At 45.0% G+C, this 16,803-nt stretch carries 12 protein-coding genes; 6 read left to right on the forward strand and 6 right to left on the reverse strand.

All coding sequences use genetic code 11. The features are described from left to right. Positions 1-34: 34 nt before the first annotated feature. The 4 genes from V7K62_RS31170 to acpP all read right to left on the reverse strand — a co-directional run bounded on the left by V7K62_RS31170 (position 35) and on the right by acpP (position 4,653). Positions 35-310, reverse strand: coding sequence for a hypothetical protein (locus tag V7K62_RS31170; RefSeq protein ID WP_334871045.1), 276 nt, complete (start codon positions 308-310; stop codon positions 35-37). Between the two features lie 112 nt (positions 311-422). After that, entirely contained in the window at positions 423-2,450 is a 2,028-nt protein-coding gene (gene tkt, locus V7K62_RS31175; RefSeq protein WP_334871047.1) for a transketolase, read from the reverse strand. A 364-nt stretch (positions 2,451-2,814) separates the two neighbouring features. After that, on the reverse strand, positions 2,815-4,065 hold the full coding sequence (gene fabF / locus V7K62_RS31180; RefSeq protein WP_334871049.1) for a beta-ketoacyl-ACP synthase II: 1,251 nt from the start codon (positions 4,063-4,065) through the stop codon (positions 2,815-2,817). 333 nt (positions 4,066-4,398) lie between these two features. Next, complete coding sequence (gene acpP / locus V7K62_RS31185) at positions 4,399-4,653, reverse strand: acyl carrier protein (protein ID WP_334871051.1); 255 nt, start codon at positions 4,651-4,653, stop codon at positions 4,399-4,401. Between the two features lie 421 nt (positions 4,654-5,074). On the opposite strand from acpP, the gene V7K62_RS31190 reads away from it, so the two are divergent. Both V7K62_RS31190 and V7K62_RS31195 read left to right on the forward strand, forming a co-directional pair. Continuing rightward, positions 5,075-5,980 (forward strand): CoB--CoM heterodisulfide reductase iron-sulfur subunit B family protein, encoded by a 906-nt coding sequence (locus V7K62_RS31190; protein ID WP_334871053.1) that lies wholly within the window; start codon positions 5,075-5,077, stop codon positions 5,978-5,980. Between the two features lie 187 nt (positions 5,981-6,167). After that, positions 6,168-7,004 carry a carbohydrate ABC transporter permease gene (locus V7K62_RS31195; RefSeq protein ID WP_334871055.1) on the forward strand — a complete coding sequence of 279 codons (837 nt, stop codon included), beginning with the start codon at positions 6,168-6,170 and terminating at the stop codon, positions 7,002-7,004. A gap of 38 nt (positions 7,005-7,042) precedes the next feature. Here V7K62_RS31195 and V7K62_RS31200 read toward each other — a convergent pair whose 3' ends face one another. Further along, the gene (locus V7K62_RS31200; RefSeq protein WP_334871057.1) at positions 7,043-7,696 is read right to left on the reverse strand and encodes a sugar transferase; all 654 of its coding nucleotides are present in this window, start codon (positions 7,694-7,696) and stop codon (positions 7,043-7,045) included. A gap of 348 nt (positions 7,697-8,044) precedes the next feature. After that, entirely contained in the window at positions 8,045-12,130 is a 4,086-nt protein-coding gene (locus V7K62_RS31205; RefSeq protein WP_334871059.1) for a hypothetical protein, read from the reverse strand. Between the two features lie 772 nt (positions 12,131-12,902). On the opposite strand from V7K62_RS31205, the gene V7K62_RS31210 reads away from it, so the two are divergent. The 4 genes from V7K62_RS31210 (at position 12,903) to V7K62_RS31225 (ending at position 16,712) form a co-directional block, all read left to right on the forward strand. After that, on the forward strand, positions 12,903-13,604 hold the full coding sequence (locus V7K62_RS31210; RefSeq protein WP_334871061.1) for a Crp/Fnr family transcriptional regulator: 702 nt from the start codon (positions 12,903-12,905) through the stop codon (positions 13,602-13,604). Between the two features lie 13 nt (positions 13,605-13,617). Beyond that, entirely contained in the window at positions 13,618-14,358 is a 741-nt protein-coding gene (locus V7K62_RS31215; protein WP_334871063.1) for a DUF2232 domain-containing protein, read from the forward strand. Between the two features lie 38 nt (positions 14,359-14,396). Further along, entirely contained in the window at positions 14,397-15,569 is a 1,173-nt protein-coding gene (gene cobT / locus V7K62_RS31220; protein ID WP_334871065.1) for a nicotinate mononucleotide-dependent phosphoribosyltransferase CobT, read from the forward strand. A gap of 552 nt (positions 15,570-16,121) precedes the next feature. Continuing rightward, positions 16,122-16,712 carry a PEP-CTERM sorting domain-containing protein gene (locus V7K62_RS31225; protein WP_334871067.1) on the forward strand — a complete coding sequence of 197 codons (591 nt, stop codon included), beginning with the start codon at positions 16,122-16,124 and terminating at the stop codon, positions 16,710-16,712. Positions 16,713-16,803: the final 91 nt, after the last annotated feature.

Here is a 16,803-nt window from a genome sequence, read left to right on the forward strand (position 1 = left end):
AAAAATTATTCTTCTGCTTAGGAATTTACTATATCTAAACATAAGACATTGCTTTAAGGTCTATATCATCTTCCCCTTCAATCAATAACAAAGTCATCATATCTCCCTCAACAAACCCTGTTAATCTGAAATCAGACATAGCTTTTAGTTCCTCTATAAAAGCTTTCTCAGAATAGTATTTAAATATCATTTTAATTGCTTTATCTTTATCTAGATAATACTGATAGCTACTATCCTTTTGCATTAAATGTTCTACAATTTTTGTTATCCGGGCTAGAAGTACGTCTCTTTCCTCAGGAACTTCCTGCATAACTTCCTCCCAATTAGTAACTTATTACTTCAATTATAACTAATATTTATTTACATAAAAAAGGCGGGCCTTTCAGCCCACCCCATACTATTTTGAGAATATTCTGTTGCTATTAACCCAACAATTGTTTAGCCTTAGCTAATACATTATCAACGCTAAAGCCAAACTTCTCTAGACAAACATTGCCTGGAGCCGAAGCACCAAAGCGATCGATACTAACGCAATCGCCTTCAGTACCCACATATTTGTGCCAACCGAAACTGCTAGCAGCTTCTACAGACAAACGCTTGGTGACAGCTTTCGGCAGAATGGATTCTTTATAAGCCGCATCCTGTGCTTCAAACAGATTCCATGAAGGTAGGGAGACAACACGGACTTTCTTGCCTTCAGCCGTGAGTTTTTCGGCTGCGCCGACAGCGAGGCTCAGTTCTGAACCAGTTCCAATCAGGATGATATCAGGTGTACCTTGGCTATCCACCACGGTGTATCCACCCTTCGCCACGCCCTCAATCGATGTACCTGCTAAGTTCGGGACATTTTGACGGGTGAACGCCAAAAGAGACGGAGCGTTTTGCTTCGCCTTTTCGATCGCTATTTTATAAGCGCCAGAGGTTTCGTTACCGTCTGCGGGGCGAAACACCGTTAAATTAGGAATGGCTCGCAAGGAAGCCAGAGTTTCAATCGGTTGGTGCGTGGGGCCATCTTCACCTTGTCCAATGGAATCGTGAGTCATCACCCAAATCGTGCCAGCTTGGGAAAGGGCGGATAAGCGGATGGCAGCACGCATATAATCTGTGAAGATTAAGAAGGTAGCACCGTAGGGAATTAATCCCGAAGCGTGCAGCGCTATACCATTACAGATTGCGCCCATAGCATGTTCCCGCACACCAAAGTGGATGTTGGGGTTTTCGTAGTGCCCTTTTTGAAAGTCGCCTTTGCCCTTGACTTCGGTAAGGTTGGAGTGGGTTAAATCAGCCGAACCACCAATCAATTCAGGTAAAACCCCTGCCAGTTTGTTGAGGCAATTTTCTGAGTGTTTGCGGGTAGGCAGTCCTTTGTCTTCTGGGGTGTAGGTGGGTAGTACTTTATCCCAACCGTCAGGTAGTTTGCTGCTTATGTAGCGCTCAAAGTCAGCCGCTTCTTGGGCATACTTAGCTTTGTAGTCTGCAAAAGTCTTGTTCCATTCGTCTTCGTAACCTGCGCCACGTTCTACTGCTTTGCGGGTGTGGTTGAGGGCCTCTTCTGGGACTACGAAAGGCTCATATTCCCAACCCAAATTTTTCCGAGTCAATGCGATTTCGTCTCCGCCAAGGGCAGCACCGTGAACACCAGCGGTGTTTGCTTTATTGGGGGAACCGTAACCAATAATGGTTGTTACCTTAATGAAAGAAGGCTTATCGGTAACAGCTTTCGCTGCTTCAATTGCTTTGGCGATCGCTTCTAGGTCAGTGTTGCCGTCCTCGACGTGTTGGACGTGCCAACCGTAAGCTTCAAAGCGCTTGGAAACATCTTCGGTGAATGCCACATCTGTGGAACCGTCGATAGAAATGTGGTTGTCGTCGTACAGAGCGATGAGTTTGCCTAATCCCAAGTGTCCTGCAAAAGAACAAGCTTCACCAGAAATTCCTTCCATGTTGCAACCGTCACCTACAATCACGTAGGTGTAATGGTCAACAATCTTGGTATCGGGTTTGTTAAATTTAGCGGCCAGGTGCGCTTCGGCGATCGCTAAACCAACTCCATTGGCAATTCCTTGACCCAAGGGGCCAGTGGTGACTTCCACGCCTGGGGTCATGAAGTTTTCCGGGTGTCCGGGGGTTTTAGATTCCCATTGACGGAATTGCTTGATATCTTCAATGCTGACGCTATCGTAGCCTGTCAGGTACAGTAGGGCGTACTGCAACATCGAGCCATGACCGGCAGATAAGACAAAGCGATCGCGGTTAAACCATTTGGGATTCTTGGGATTAAACTTCAAAAAGCGATCCCAGAGTACAAAAGCCATCGGAGCCGCACCCATTGGTAGTCCTGGGTGTCCCGATTTGGCCTTTTCTACGGCATCAACAGCCAAGAAGCGGATCGAGTTAATAGCCAGTTCTTCGACGGACAATTCTTTGGCGGATTGGGTTGCAACAGTCATAATCTCTTGTTTTTAACGACGGGTTAGCACTCTTCGTAGCTTCTCTTGCTGGGGTTATTTTAGATTCCCCACAGTATCCTTATCATCCCACTCCCGCTTGTCGATGGACAAGCGGGATCTCCTGAGTTTCTGGTGATAAATCAAGCTGATAATTGGGTCATGCTGAACGCTTACTTTATATCGGAATGATATTTCTGATACTTTGGGTATGGGACATGGGGCATTGGGGAGCCAGCGCGGTCTTGGGGGTTTGCCCCATGAGCGACTGGCGTCATGGGGCAAACGAGCAGAGTCGGATCAAACTACTGAATTCTGCCTCCTGCCTCCTGCCTCCTGCCTCCTGCCTCCTGCCTCCTGACTTCTTTTAGACGTATTTTTTAAAGGCCAGTGTGACATTATGACCGCCAAATCCAAAAGAATTGGATATTGCCACCTCGACTTTTTGAGCGCGGCTAGAGTGAGGCACGTAATCTAAGTCACACTCTGGATCGGGATTTTCCAGATTGATTGTCGGTGGAATTTGGTCATTAGCGATCGCCAGTACTGTTGCCACTGCTTCAATACCTCCAGAACCGCCCAATAAATGACCTGTCATCGATTTGGTAGAGCTAATTGCCACCTTATAGGCGTGTTCTCCCAAGGCTTTTTTGATTGCTGAGGTTTCAGTTGAATCATTAGCTGGGGTGCTAGTGCCGTGGGCATTAATATAGCTAATCTCTTCGGGAGTTATTCCGGCATCCTTGAGGGCTAGTTCGATCGCTCTAGCGGCTCCGAGTCCACCGGGTACAGGGGAGGTGATATGGTAGGCGTCACAGGTCATACCATAGCCGATCATTTCGGCATAAATGTGAGCGCCGCGACTTAGGGCGTGTTGTAGTTCTTCTAGAATTAAAATTCCTGAACCTTCACCCAAGACAAATCCGTTGCGATCGCGGTCAAAAGGACGGCAAGCATGAGCCGGGTCATCATTGTTAAAAGAGAGTGCCTTGCAGGCGGCGAACCCAGCTATCGACAATGGTGTGACAGCTGACTCCGTTCCCCCGCAAATCATTGCCTGGGCATATCCCCCTTGAATGAGACGAAAAGCATCTCCAATGGCGTTGGAACCAGCAGCGCAGGCAGTTACAGGACAGGAGTTTGGCCCTTTAGCACCCGTGTGAATTGCCGTTAATCCTGCGGCCATATTGGCGATCATCATCGGGATCATGAATGGACTACAGCGATCGGGGCCACGGTTGAGGTAGATAGTTTGCTGGTCTTCTAATACCTTAATGCCACCAACGCCAGAACCGATCATCACACCTACCTGTTCTGCATTCAGGTCATTGATCACTAACTCCGCGTTAGATAGAGCCTGTTTTGCTGCCGCAACCCCAAATTGGGAAAATCGATCCATGCGCTTGGCCTCTTTGCGCTCCAAGTAATCATGCGGATCGAAGTTTTTCACTTCACCAGCAATCCGGCAATCATGGCGAGACGCATCAAATAATGTGATGTAGTCAATGCCATTGCGTCCACTCAATAATCCATTCCAATATTCTGTTGCTGTGTTACCTATAGGTGTAATCGCGCCAACACCAGTTACAACAACGCGTTTACGTGTATGATCTGTCATGATTCAGTTAAAAATGGCGAAAAAGTGAAAAGTTGGAGCGGAAAATGCGGTCTTGGGGTCTCCCCAAGAGGGGCAATTTTCCAAGAGAGCGCCGGCTTCCGGCGATCTGAACTTTTCAAGACGAAGCAGGCAAAAAATTTGAGGCTAGCGACTAGGTACTGGTGAGCCAGCGCGGTCTTAAAGGTTTCCTTTACGAACGACTGGCATCGGATTTCCTGACTTCAAGCGACTGGCGTTAACGTCAGCGTTAGCGACGTTAGGAGCGTCACGCGAAGGGTGGCCAGATATTAGAGAAAAATCTCCCCAATCCCAATCCCCAATCCCAATCCCCAGTTAAGCTGAGGCGGTAACTTTGTTATTGATGTAATCTACTGCGTCTTGAACCGATGTAATCTGCTCGGCAGCTTCGTCGGGAATTTCGATATCAAATTCTTCTTCCAAGGCCATCACCAACTCAACGGTATCCAGGGAATCTGCTCCCAGGTCTTCCATAAACTTGGCTTGTGGTGTGACTTTATCAGGGGATTCAATACTCAGTTGTTCGATGACGATTTTCTTGACCTTTTCAAAAAGTTCCACTTGGCTCATAAATAAAAGTCCTTAACCACTTGCTACGATCTGCTCTTTAGAGGAGACATTGTTTTGAGCATATACATCTTATCGTCAAGCGCGATCGCCCGCATACTTCCAAGGGTTTTTCTGCTAGAAAACCTCTCCCATTTCTAAAAAGAATCGGGTAAGTTTTCTCTTAACACTTGGGCAGTGGAGGAGATGACGCCATCGCCGATACCGTGTAAATGCTTTGGTTTTTCAATTATTGCTAAAATTTTTTACAATGTCTCGATCAGTATTTACAGCCTTGCTAGCAATAAGAATATGTGGATGCTGCAACCCTTTAACTGTCTAGGTTAAAGGGTCGCTAAACGTCAAACATCAGAACTTTGATGCTAACAAGGAATGATAAAACAGTTATTGTTTAGAGCGATCGCTCTAACCCAAACATACTTCTATGGTATCTCACACCCTGAAATACGCTTACTTCCCCGGTTGTGTTGCCCAAGGGGCCTGTCGGGAACTTTACCAGTCAACTCAAGCGCTTACCCAAGCACTAGGTATTGAACTGGTTGAACTTAAAAAAGCTGCTTGCTGTGGTTCTGGCACATTTAAAGAAGATTCGCAACTGCTAGAAGATACAGTTAACGCCAGAAATATTGCCCTAGCAGAAGAATTAAATCTGCCCTTACTTACCCATTGCAGCACTTGTCAAGGTGTTATCGGTCACGTCAACGAACATCTGAAAGAATGTAAGACTTCTAACCCTGTCTACATTGAACAGGTTAATGGCTTGCTGCACAAGGAAGGTTGTTCACCTTATCGCGGCAGTACTGACGTTAAACATCTTCTTTACGCTTTGGTGACAGATTACGGTTTAGAGGAAATTACCAAACGTGTCACCCGGAAGTTAACTGGATTAAAATGTGCGGCTTTTTATGGCTGTTATCTCCTCCGCGCCCAAAAATCCATGCCTGATGATGATCCCTTCCAACCGGAAGCGATGGAAAATATGTTTCGGGCGGTGGGTGCAACACCAATTTATTACCGAGGGCGGACACAATGTTGTGGTTGGCCACTTTCTAGTTATGCCACTACCCAATCTTTTAAGATGGCGGGGATGCATATTCAGGACGCTTTAGCATCTGGTGCTGACTGTATAGTTACGCCTTGTCCTCTGTGCCACTTAAATTTAGATTCGCGTCAGCCAGAGGTAGAAAAGGTGATTGAACAGAAGCTAGGTTTACCAGTGTTGCATTTACCCCAGTTGATTGCTTTAGCACTTGGGATTAGTCCCAAAGAATTGGGTTTAGAACGCCACATTGTTTCCACAAAGCCAGTGCTGGAAAAATTAGGATTTTAGTTTATTAGACCTCTTGCAAAAGTCTCCTAATACCCCACCCCGCCTGTGGCGTGGGGTTCTTTAAAAATAAATCGTCTGCAATTAACTCGTATGCGGAGAATGTGGGTTAAACAAATATTTGAGCAAGTGCAAAATATTTAAAGCAAGTTGTAGCATTATCAAGAAGGTTGCAATAAATTTCTATAAAATGCTGAACTGGAAAAAATCGCGATCGCAAATTCTGCTAATATATGCGCTATTGGGAGCGATCGCACTATTGATGCTCTTTCCTCTACTATGGCTAATTAGTACAGCCTTAAAATCGCCTACGGAAAATATTTTTCAGTCGCCGCCACAGTTGTTGCCCAGTCAACCTACACTAAATAACTTCTCTAGTGTGTGGAACTCTCTACCTTTTGGACAATACCTGTATAACAGTACTTTGGTGTCAGTGCTGACTGTCGGCTTAAATCTACTGTTTTGCGCTTTAGCTGCCTACCCATTGGCTAGATTGTCGTTTGTCGGGCGAGACTGGATTTTTGTAGCCATCGTCTCTACGATTATGATTCCCTTCCAAATCGTGATGATTCCCCTCTATATTTTGACAGTCCAGATGGGTTTAAGAAATACTTATTTAGGGATGATTTTTCCGAGTTTAGCTTCTGCCTTTGGTATTTTTCTGTTGCGTCAAGCTTTCATGAGTGTCCCCAAAGAGATAGAAGAAGCCGCCCGGATGGATGGCAGTTCGGAGTTAGGTTTGTGGTGGCATATTATGTTACCAGCAGTTCGCCCTGCACTGGTAACTTTAGCTATTTTCGTATTCATTGGTGCTTGGAGTGACTTTTTGTGGCCTTTAATTGTCATCCAAGACGAAAATTTATATACTCTTCCCTTGGGAGTCGCAAAGCTAGCAGGGACATTTTCTCTTGATTGGCGGTTGGTAGCTGCTGGCTCAGTGATTGCGATCGCCCCAGTATTATTACTATTTCTGTTTTTACAACGTTATATCGTACCCACGGAAACAGGTAGCGGCGTCAAGGGATAAAAATCTCTCTCCCAATGCCCCATTCCCCATTCCTCAATTCAATAAGCACCAGTCTTTTTAAATACCACCCAAATAGTTTTAATAATCAGACTCAGGTCATAAGTTACAGACCACTTGCGTTGATAATCTATATCCATCTTGACAATGGTTTCAAAGTCTATAATGCTGGAACGCCCATTAGCTTGCCATTCTCCGGTAATGCCTGGTTTGACTCGCAATCTATCCCAGTGGTGTAGATCGTAATGGTTGACTTCATCAGGAGTAGGTGGACGAGTACCAACTAAACTCATGTCCCCTAACAAAACATTCCAAAATTGAGGGAATTCATCCAAGCTAGTACACCGCAAAAATTTACCCACAGGAGTAATGCGAGGATCGTCAACAGATTTAAAGATGTGACCTTTAGCTTGGTTCTCAACCAAATGCTTGAATTTATCCGCATCGACGATCATGGAACGGAATTTCCAGATGCGGAAAGTTTTTCCGTTCAAACCACAGCGAATTTGGGAATAAAATATTGGACTTGGCTCATGAATAAAGGTAGCAATTGCTACAGGAATTGCTACCATAAAGGTAACAATCAGCCCTACAATAGCTCCAACAATGTCAATTAATCGTTTTCTCACGCTTAAAGTTGACGGGTGTGAAGGCTGTTGCAAACAATTAACTGAATAAAGATAAAGATTATTCACAAGGGCTAACTTATGTTCTAGTAGGATATTTTAAATTAGTAGTGTAGACATAGACATGATTTTTAGGCGATTTTTACTGCTGTTGTCGCTACCACTGAGTGTTAATGTACACAAATTTTAACCAATATAAAAACCAAAAACCCAAAATTTACAGAATCTTTCAATTAAAGCGATAGATTGTAAATCTACAGTATTTTCTCCATCTAATAAAAAAGATACTACTACGATACACATCCAAAAAATTACTTTCCTGGAGTACCAGTAGTACTTTGCAAAATTCCAAATGCTCATAACGTAAGCATTTGGAATTTTGAGTAGGATGATTATTTCTAGCGTAATATACTAGCCTCAATGATGAACCTCTAAGGCGAAATTCACCGTATATGGTTCCTCCAGTGATTGCTGATTACTAGCCTTGATCGCATCTAGATAGCGACGCAAAGACAACAATTGTTGGGAATTGGGACGATAAGTGAGACTCCCTTGTTTTTCAAAAAGTGGTGCTGTGGCGATCGCCTGATACTCAGGATTTTCTTGCGAACTCTGGGTAAGCCAAGTTGATTCTGTGACTGAAGGTATCAAACCCGAAGGCAGTTCACCTTCCAAAAAAGCCAGCAGCCGTTGCTGACAAGTGCGAGTATTGATCCCGCGACCCTCAAATAACTGGATAACTTCACCGAAAGATAAGGGCCGGTCTGGTAGCAGTCGCAACAATTCTGTAAACAAGAAATAATCAGTGTATTGTTGCCTGGGTATATCTAAAATCTGGGGATGTAGAGGTAGCATCGCCAAACCATAAGCAACCCGACTGCAATTAGGAGCGCCGTTTTCGCCGAGATATAAATCTTGAATAATCTTAGTGCTGGGGAGTTTTTGCCGTAACCAGCGGTTCACCGTCCCGATACAAGCCACTCCACCAGTCAGGATAGCTTGATTAATCGCTTCTGTGGGGATGCCACGAGCTACCAATAACTTGTTAAGTTCTCGGTTCAGGCGGCGGACAAAGGGAATAAATACCTGGCTTTCTAAGTCTCGTCGCTGCAAAACCCACCGCTGATCGGCTAATTCTAGGGTAAAAGAGTCTTGGTGTTGCAAAATCAGCTTTAGGGCTAGTGCCGCATCTAATACCGCCTGTCCCAGTAGAGAACTTTCTAGACGCTGCTGGAGACGAATTCGAGCGGTGATATCTGGTTCTCCGACTCTGGGTAGTTCTAATTCTTCCAACCCTAAAGTCTGCCAACGCATTTGGTCTAAACCAGGAATTGAGGGTTGCCATTGCCAAGGATTACTCGTGGTAGTTTTGCGTAGGCGTAGCCCGCCGCTGGCATCGCTTGGTGTTTCTCTGCGTGATTGCCGAGATTTAGGTGGCAATAGCAGCTGGCAGATAATATCTTGTTCAATTCCCTTGCCAGCATAAGCAAAACTATGGAGCATGAAATCATTGTATGTCAATTGCTGCAAGGATTCTGGTAGATTCACCAGCAACATTTCTGTGGCAGTTGTCCCAATGTTAATCACAAGGGTGTTGCCAACAATGGGGTGTTCGCTAGTTTTTACCGGATGATCGCCTTGAGCATCGCTTAATTTTACTTGCTCACCATTAGCAGCATCGAGTTCCGGGAGTAGACTAGCGATCGCTTCTTCGACAAAAAAGACTTGCTGCGGATGTTGGATAAGTTTGCTAGTGAGTAAAGCTTCCCGCACGTTAAAGCGGTATTGTTCCGACCAGCTAGATGGACAGGTGCAAATTACACCAGCAATATGATTGATAATCTGGGGAAAATTTTGTTCGCTGATTCCAACAGCGGCAGCCATTAAACTAGGGGTGGTACTTGTTTTTTCGGATTTGAGGGTTAATAGTAACTTAGAGAGCGATCGCACAACCCAAATCAAAGGCCCTGCCGAAAATTCATTTAATTGCAAAACAGGTTCCCATTTCTGTCGTTCACTCTTATAGGGAATGGCTACTTGTAGATAGGGCTTCAACTGCGCCGAGTAGAGATTGTTTTTCGTCGGATCTGCTGTCGATCTTGGTGTTATAGGAGTAGCCGAGCGATCGGGCACTTTATCTTGGGCAACAGCCGCAGGTGCTGTCTGCTCATGTGCTTCGATAGTTTCGTTTTCACTGTGGGGTACAGAAGCTGTAGGCAGATAAACCTCTGTTGGTAAACGAAACGATTGCTGAAAGGAACTTGTTCCCGGCGGATTTTCTGCTGACCAGTAGATAGGATGTACAACAAAAGTCGAGCGATTTAATAATGCGGCGGAAATTCCTGTTGTACCTAAATCAATTCCTAAATACCAGACTGATTCTAGAACATTGGGCGAAACTTCTGGATTATTTATGGAGTTGGAAATTGGAGGTAAAGAACTTTCTTGAACAGGAGTTGTGACTTCCTTTTTTTTTTCAGTTTCTACTTGGGGAACTGCCAAACTGGAGAAAGCAGCAGTTGATGTATTCTCTGCTATTTGGAGATTTTCAGGGGAAGTTGTGGGAATTGTGTCTTGAGTGTTATCAAATAGTTCGGAGAAAATATCCAAGTTGGTAGCTGGCTGCGACTCAGAATTTAGCTGCTGATCAAAATTAGCTAAATCCCGATCTAATTGCTGTAACTGTTCTTCATCTAAAGAAATATCTGGTACGGCTGGAGACTGGTTTGACTCAATAGAAAGCAAGTTTTCCTGGGGTGAAGCCGCAATGTAGTTATCTGAAGACAGTTCTGAGCGATCGTTGTTAATTAATACTTCCGATGTGGCAATACTTGCAGTAGCTTTTGCCAACGAAATTTCTGCTACTTCTGGAGTCACTGGTGCTGTAGTTGTGGCATTATCCACAGAAGACCCTACTTCCAGCAGTTGCACTTCACTATCTGCATCAGGCAATAGGTCAGTTGCTATAGTTGTGGCATTATCCACAGAAGATGATACTTCCAGCAGTTGCACTTCACTATCTGCATCAGGCAATAGGTCAGTTAGGGTATTAATTGTATCAATACTATCTGGCTGAGTGCCGATTTGTACTGGCAAACTGTCTATTTGTGGAGTAGAGAAGCTAAGAGGTAAGTCTAGGTCAGTATCCTCTTCAAAAAATAGTTCTTCCTGTAGCTCTGATGAATCTGTGATTTCTCCTAAAGTCTCTTGGGTTGAAAGACCCGTATCTGGTGTTACAACCGCAGAATGTACAGTTGGAGGGACAGGTGGGGTCTGTGCGATATTCAACGGTGATGGAGAGGCTGTAGAAGCAGATAAGTCATTTGTGGGAACATCGAGGCTTGGATTATTAACATCACCAGCATCAAACAAACTGGCGTAAAGTTGGTCTACTTCATCACCAATTACCGTAGAAATATCTTGCGGTAATTCGGTCGGGGTTTGAGAATATTCAGATGAGTCTAAACCAAGCTGCAACAGCACTGCATCTAGATCCTCAGTGAGGGTAGTCTCCTGTTGCTCAGAATTAATTGTCAGTGGAGATGAAGTTTCTGGCTGTATAAGTTCCAAGGGTTGGGGCGCAACTCCAGCAGCGATCTCGGCTGCTTCAGCCAATGATGGTGATGTCTCAGATTCTACTCCCAGCAAAGATGACTGGGAACTAGGGGATTCTTCCTGCAAATGCTGGGTCAAATTGTTGAGAAAGCTGGCCATTAGCTGTTCGCCTTGCATCCCCTTGCTATGCATTCTTGCCAGTGCTTGCGACAGGGATTCGTAATAGGTATTAATATTGCGCTGTAGTGCTTCAAAGACTACATTCACCGTCCCATCTAGTGATAATAGGCGTTGATCCAACTCCCTGGCCAGCTGGGTTAACCGCTCTACACCGTCAGGGGATTCTAATAAAGATTGAGTTGCAGAGGTTGCGTAATTAATTCCTCCTGAAGAACTGGCGGAATTTTCTCTCGTCTGTCCAATCAATGGTGTTAAAGTTGGCACAAGGCGACTCATAAGTACCTGTAAAAACTCGGTAATTATTTGCTCCTGGTTTGTCAACTGCTGCGCTAGGGAGTAGTTTTGCAATCGCCTTTGCTCTAGCTGCCGAATTTCCTGTATGAGGCTGGCTCGTTCTTGCAAGAGCAATTCTAATTCCGATCGCAACGGCTGAATCAATCTCGAAAATTCGTTTTTTAATTGTCCTGCGCCAACAGTACTCTGTTCCTGACTGGGTTCGAGCTGCGGTAGTGGATACTGGTTATGATCGCGATCAATAAATTTTGTTAACAAAGGCGAACGCGGTTCTTCAGAAGACTGATTTGGGATGCCGCTCTCTAATGCTTCTTTTTCTTGTAACCTCACCAAGAAGTCGCGAATTCGCTCTAAAACTTCTTTCGGCTCTTGCGCCTGACCAGACAGAAATCTAGACAGCCGCTTGCCACCCCTGGCAAGTAAGTTGTCAATCTCTGCGATCAGCTTTGAAATTTCATCTGTACTAAAAGTCACTTTTGTTACCTTATGTAGAAATCTCTGTCAACTAATGTGACAATTACTTTACAATCACCATACCCCTATGGGGATCTTGCTACGCGTAGCGTCGACCATAGGATAAATTTTGAGTGGCAAAAGTCGCTGCTTGGACTTGTGACTGTCATTATGTTATGGATTACTGGGAGTCGTGGCAATCTTCAATCATCGAAGAGAACAAGGGGATCGGGGAACAAGGGGAAAACCCCATAGATAAATCTAGTTGCTCTCAAATAAGGACTTAGAGTACCTCGTTGCAAGCAATCAAGGGAATAATTTTTATTCTTCTGCATAAATGAATTCAGTGGCTCTGAAACTCTGAGGACAAGGGGAGGGGGAGATAATTTCTCCTTGTCTCCCCCTCCCCTTGTCCTCTTCAGTCAGCCTTTGTTCGAGAAGCTTAGTTTTGCAAGTCATTGGTTGCCTATTTTTGAAAATCGCTAAAATACCTGAGCAATAATTTACTCTCTTTAGTATCATTGATGTTGTTTGCCTATATTCATAACTAATCAAGTTTGCAGTGCAGCTAGCCCCTAAGCAATACAACCGCCGGCTATAAACTACTTTTTGCAAAACTTTTACCCCGTTTAAACTTATAGGTAAAGATTATTTAGAAAAACTTTCTTGCCGCTTTCTTGTGTAGCATAGTTTAGTTTTTTCTTTGAAAGGGAGCTGTGCAATGATAGCTTAGGCTAAAAATGGCGCTCTTGTTTGTTGTGTGTACATAACAGCTTGAATTAAAGATGTCGTAATGGAAGATCGATATAGCTTGCAAGCACAGGCTAATTCCTGGATGATCACCTCCGCTCCCTTTTTTCAAGGGTTGCCAGAAACTGCTGTGGAATCAGCCCTCATCCATCTTGTCACCCGCACTCACCCAGCTAATCAGGTGATTCTGCTGGAAAATGACTGGGGTGGCTCTGTGTATTTTATTATGGACGGATGGGTAAAAATTCGCACCTACAATCTGGAAGGAAAAGAGGTAACGCTGAATATTATTGGCAAAGGTGAATTGTTTGGTGAAATGGCGGCGCTAGATGAAGCACCTCGATCCACGGATGTGATTACCTTAGCCCCGACGGTAATTGGTAGTATGCCTGCTCAGGATTTTGTCAAGTTACTTCAGATAGAACCCTTGGCGGGAGTTCGATTAGCGCAACTAATGGCACGACGTTTGCGGCAAGTAAATCGCCGATTGCGGTTGCGGGAATCTGATAGCCAGTCAAGGGTGGCAGATACGTTGTTATTTTTGGCAGAAGGACAGGGAAAAAAAGGGCAAACCGGCACCGAAATCCCCAATTTACCTCATCGGGAATTGAGTAGTTTGAGCGGACTGGCGCGGGAAACGGTGACACGAGTGTTGACAAGGCTAGAAAAAAAAGGCTTGATTAAACGGGATCAAGACACTATTTGTATTCCCGATTTGTCAGCCTTAGAAAGAATGATCGTTTAAAAACTTGTCAGATATGAGTATTTTAGATTCTCTCCCAGATCAGCCGGAGGAAGATCCATCCCCTGAATCTCCAACTCCTCAGAATCATTGGTTAGATAAAGAACAGCAGTTAATGCCTCCTCAAATCAAGGCTGATGCGCCCTTGAGGATGGTGGAAACCGCATTTTTAGCCAGTACCGCTAGCTTAATTTGGTTTATTAATTTTTACTTTCCCTTGGGGCCAGTTTTGCGGATATTTTTTCCGGTGCCGATCGCTCTAGTTTATCTGCGTTGGGGTAAACGTGCGGCATGGATGGCAGCACTCACCTCTGGGTTACTGCTGACGGTACTGATGGGGCCAGCCCGCAGTTTGCTGTTTGTCATGCCCTACGGGTTCATGGGCGTGCTTTTGGGCGCGACGTGGTATCGCCGTCGTGTTCCCTGGATTGTTTCTATCACTTTGGGTACGCTATTGGGTACTTTAGGAGTGTTTTTTAGGCTGTGGTTGCTGTCTGTTTTGTCGGGTGAAGACCTGTGGATTTATGTGATTACCCAGGTGACTGAGTTCATTGAGTGGGTATTTTTTAACTTGAGTTTGTTAGTGAGTCCCAGCATATTTTTGATTCAAGTGGGAGCGATCGCTCTAATTATACTCAACAATTTTATCTACCTTTTTGTGGTACACCTAGCAGCATGGTTGCTTTTTGACCGCCTGGGCAACCCTATTCCCCGCCCACCACACTGGGTACAAGTCCTGATGGATTATGAAGGATAGTTCTTTGTCATTGGTCATTTGTCAGTTCCCAATACCCAATGCCCAATACCCAAATTAGTATTTATACCCAAAAAGAACAGGGTGAACAATGGCTACGAATGTATCGTGGTTGTCTACCCGTATTTGCTTGTGTTTTAGGATTTACTGAAACTGGTTTAATTCCAGGGATTTCAGCAGCTGGTCGCACTCCAGAGGATCGGAAATATACAGCTTGTGCCGATGCCGAGTTTTTGTATTACGGCCCAGAACATAAAGCCCAATATCCCCTACCACCATTGGCGGCTGGGGCTTCACCTGTACTGATTTCTCGCGCTGTACTGGAGTCACTAAAGATACCAGTTCATTTATTTAATGCTGGCTTACCCCAGCCTCCTGCTGTGCCAGTAATTGATTTGGGTGGTATGGCTGCCAAGTGTTTAAGTGGAGGTGCTGCTATGGAAATTACAACGGTACACCATTTGTTTAAACAAGGGCTACTTTGGGGAGAACGCCTAGCCGCTAATATTCAAAAGGGGTATCTGATTGTCGGTGAGTGCGTCGTCGGAGGTACTACAACTGCCCTGGCAATCTTAACTGGTTTGGGTATAGATGCTGCCGGAAAAGTTAACAGTAGTCACCCTGTTTGTAACCACGCGCAAAAGTGGGCACTAGTGCAAGCTGGACTGGAGAAGATAAACTTCCAATCTCAAATCCAAAATCCAAAATCTCAAATCCAAAATTCTATAGATCCCCTACAACTCGTCGCCGCCGTGGGTGATCCGATGCAAGTGGTGGTAGCTGGGATGGCGATCGCAGCTAGCCGTAGTTGTGGTGTAATGCTGGCTGGTGGGACGCAAATGCTGGCGGTTTATGCACTGATGAGTGCGATCGCTCAAACTTACGCCTTATCATGGCAACCAGAAGCAGTAGTTGTAGGCACAACCCGCTGGGTGGCAGAAGACCCTACTGGCGCTACAGTTGACTTAGCCCTTAACTTAGGAAAAAGCAGCTTAACTGAGAGTGGAGGAACGCCTCCCCTATTCGCAACTCATCTGAGCTTTGCTGATTCTCGTTATCCCCAACTGAGAGCTTATGAGCAGGGCTTTGTGAAAGAAGGTATGGGTGCTGGAGCCGCTTGCATAGCCGCCCATCTGAGCCAAGATTGGCAGCAACACCAACTTTTGGCAGCCATTGAAGCCCAACTTGAACGGCTAAGTACTGCCTTGAACTAAAGGTTAAAGTCTGTCCCTCTCTGAGTCGGAGAGGGACGGTTTTAGGTAGTAAAATCTTTTAGTGGTCTTTTCTGCGTGTCTGTACGTAATATCATGTCCGCTTGATTACTTATTAAACCCGAAGAACCCCTCCCCGCCAAAGCTACGTTTTGTCTCCCCTCCCGAAGAGCGGGGAGGGGATTAAGGGGAGCCAGTGCGGTCTTCTCCCTTGGCGCTAGCCTCTCCCTTTGGGAGAAGGGGAGACGCTAAAAGCGATAGCGAAGCGGTAGCGAGTCATCGTTCGCGCAGCGTCTCGTAGAGAGCGTCTGGGGTCTCCCCTTGGGAGCATCTGGCGTGTGGGGTGCAATGACTGTCGGAATCATAACTAATTATGCGTACATGATATAAGAGCATCTTTCTAGCAATTTGAACTATAGAAATCCGTGCAGGGAACAAAAATAACCCCGACTTCTTCAAGAAGTCGAGGATCTGAGCCTTTAAGTGGAGAGTAAATCAAATAGGATTGCTATATGCAGCTTTGTTTACCTTCTAGTTTTTCAGGAGAATTATCTGATGAAATTAGTCAATAATCTTGGTATTGCTACCGCCAGTGCTGTTATAGGTCTTACTGCTGTCGGTGCATCTTCTCCGGCCCAAGCTGTACAACTATTTGATTTTCAGTACTCTTTTCCTAGTTATGAAGCAAATGGTACAGCAATTTCCGCTAGCGGTACTCTTACAACCACCGATCTAGATCCTATAAAAAACAATTACACAATCACAGCAATAACTGGGACAAGGACAGCCCAAGGAATTACAGAGACAATCATCGGGCTGCTTTCACCAAGTACATACGGAATCAATGATAATTTTTTAAATAAAAGTACACCGCTGTTAACCCAGAACGGTTTTTCTTACCTGGTTTCTGGAAGCGGAGAAGATGGAAATGGCAATGTTAACGTATTCTACAGTAGTTTCGATGAAGGTTATTCAGAGCTTTCAAGTGATGTAGATTATGGCAGTTTCAGTGTTGTCACCCCACGTTCTGTTCCCGAACCCTACACAGTAGGTGGCTCATTGGTCGCTCTTGGTTTTGGCTGGTGGACGAAGCGAAAGCAAGCAGTAGCTTCCCAGAAGAAGCCGTATAAAGGAATCTATCTGTAAGGTTCGTAGTGCATCTCCAATCTCGATTGCGTTATAAATGTGCCTGCCATTTTACTCTTACTTAAAGTAATACCAAGTCGCGTTCATGATG

It is taken from the genome of Nostoc sp. (assembly GCF_036917935.1).
Classification (GTDB): domain Bacteria; phylum Cyanobacteriota; class Cyanobacteriia; order Cyanobacteriales; family Nostocaceae; genus Nostoc.

Excerpts from the sequence above, each read along its gene's own strand:
- V7K62_RS31170 (WP_334871045.1), bottom strand. The coding sequence starts at position 310 with ATGCAGGAAGTTCCTGAGGAAAGAGACGTACTTCTAGCCCGGATAACA.
- tkt (WP_334871047.1), bottom strand. The coding sequence starts at position 2,450 with ATGACTGTTGCAACCCAATCCGCCAAAGAATTGTCCGTCGAAGAACTG.
- fabF (WP_334871049.1), bottom strand. The coding sequence starts at position 4,065 with ATGACAGATCATACACGTAAACGCGTTGTTGTAACTGGTGTTGGCGCG.
- acpP (WP_334871051.1), bottom strand. The coding sequence starts at position 4,653 with ATGAGCCAAGTGGAACTTTTTGAAAAGGTCAAGAAAATCGTCATCGAA.
- V7K62_RS31190 (WP_334871053.1), top strand. The coding sequence starts at position 5,075 with ATGGTATCTCACACCCTGAAATACGCTTACTTCCCCGGTTGTGTTGCC.
- V7K62_RS31195 (WP_334871055.1), top strand. The coding sequence starts at position 6,168 with ATGCTGAACTGGAAAAAATCGCGATCGCAAATTCTGCTAATATATGCG.
- V7K62_RS31210 (WP_334871061.1), top strand. The coding sequence starts at position 12,903 with ATGGAAGATCGATATAGCTTGCAAGCACAGGCTAATTCCTGGATGATC.
- V7K62_RS31215 (WP_334871063.1), top strand. The coding sequence starts at position 13,618 with ATGAGTATTTTAGATTCTCTCCCAGATCAGCCGGAGGAAGATCCATCC.
- cobT (WP_334871065.1), top strand. The coding sequence starts at position 14,397 with ATGCCCAATACCCAAATTAGTATTTATACCCAAAAAGAACAGGGTGAA.
- V7K62_RS31225 (WP_334871067.1), top strand. The coding sequence starts at position 16,122 with ATGAAATTAGTCAATAATCTTGGTATTGCTACCGCCAGTGCTGTTATA.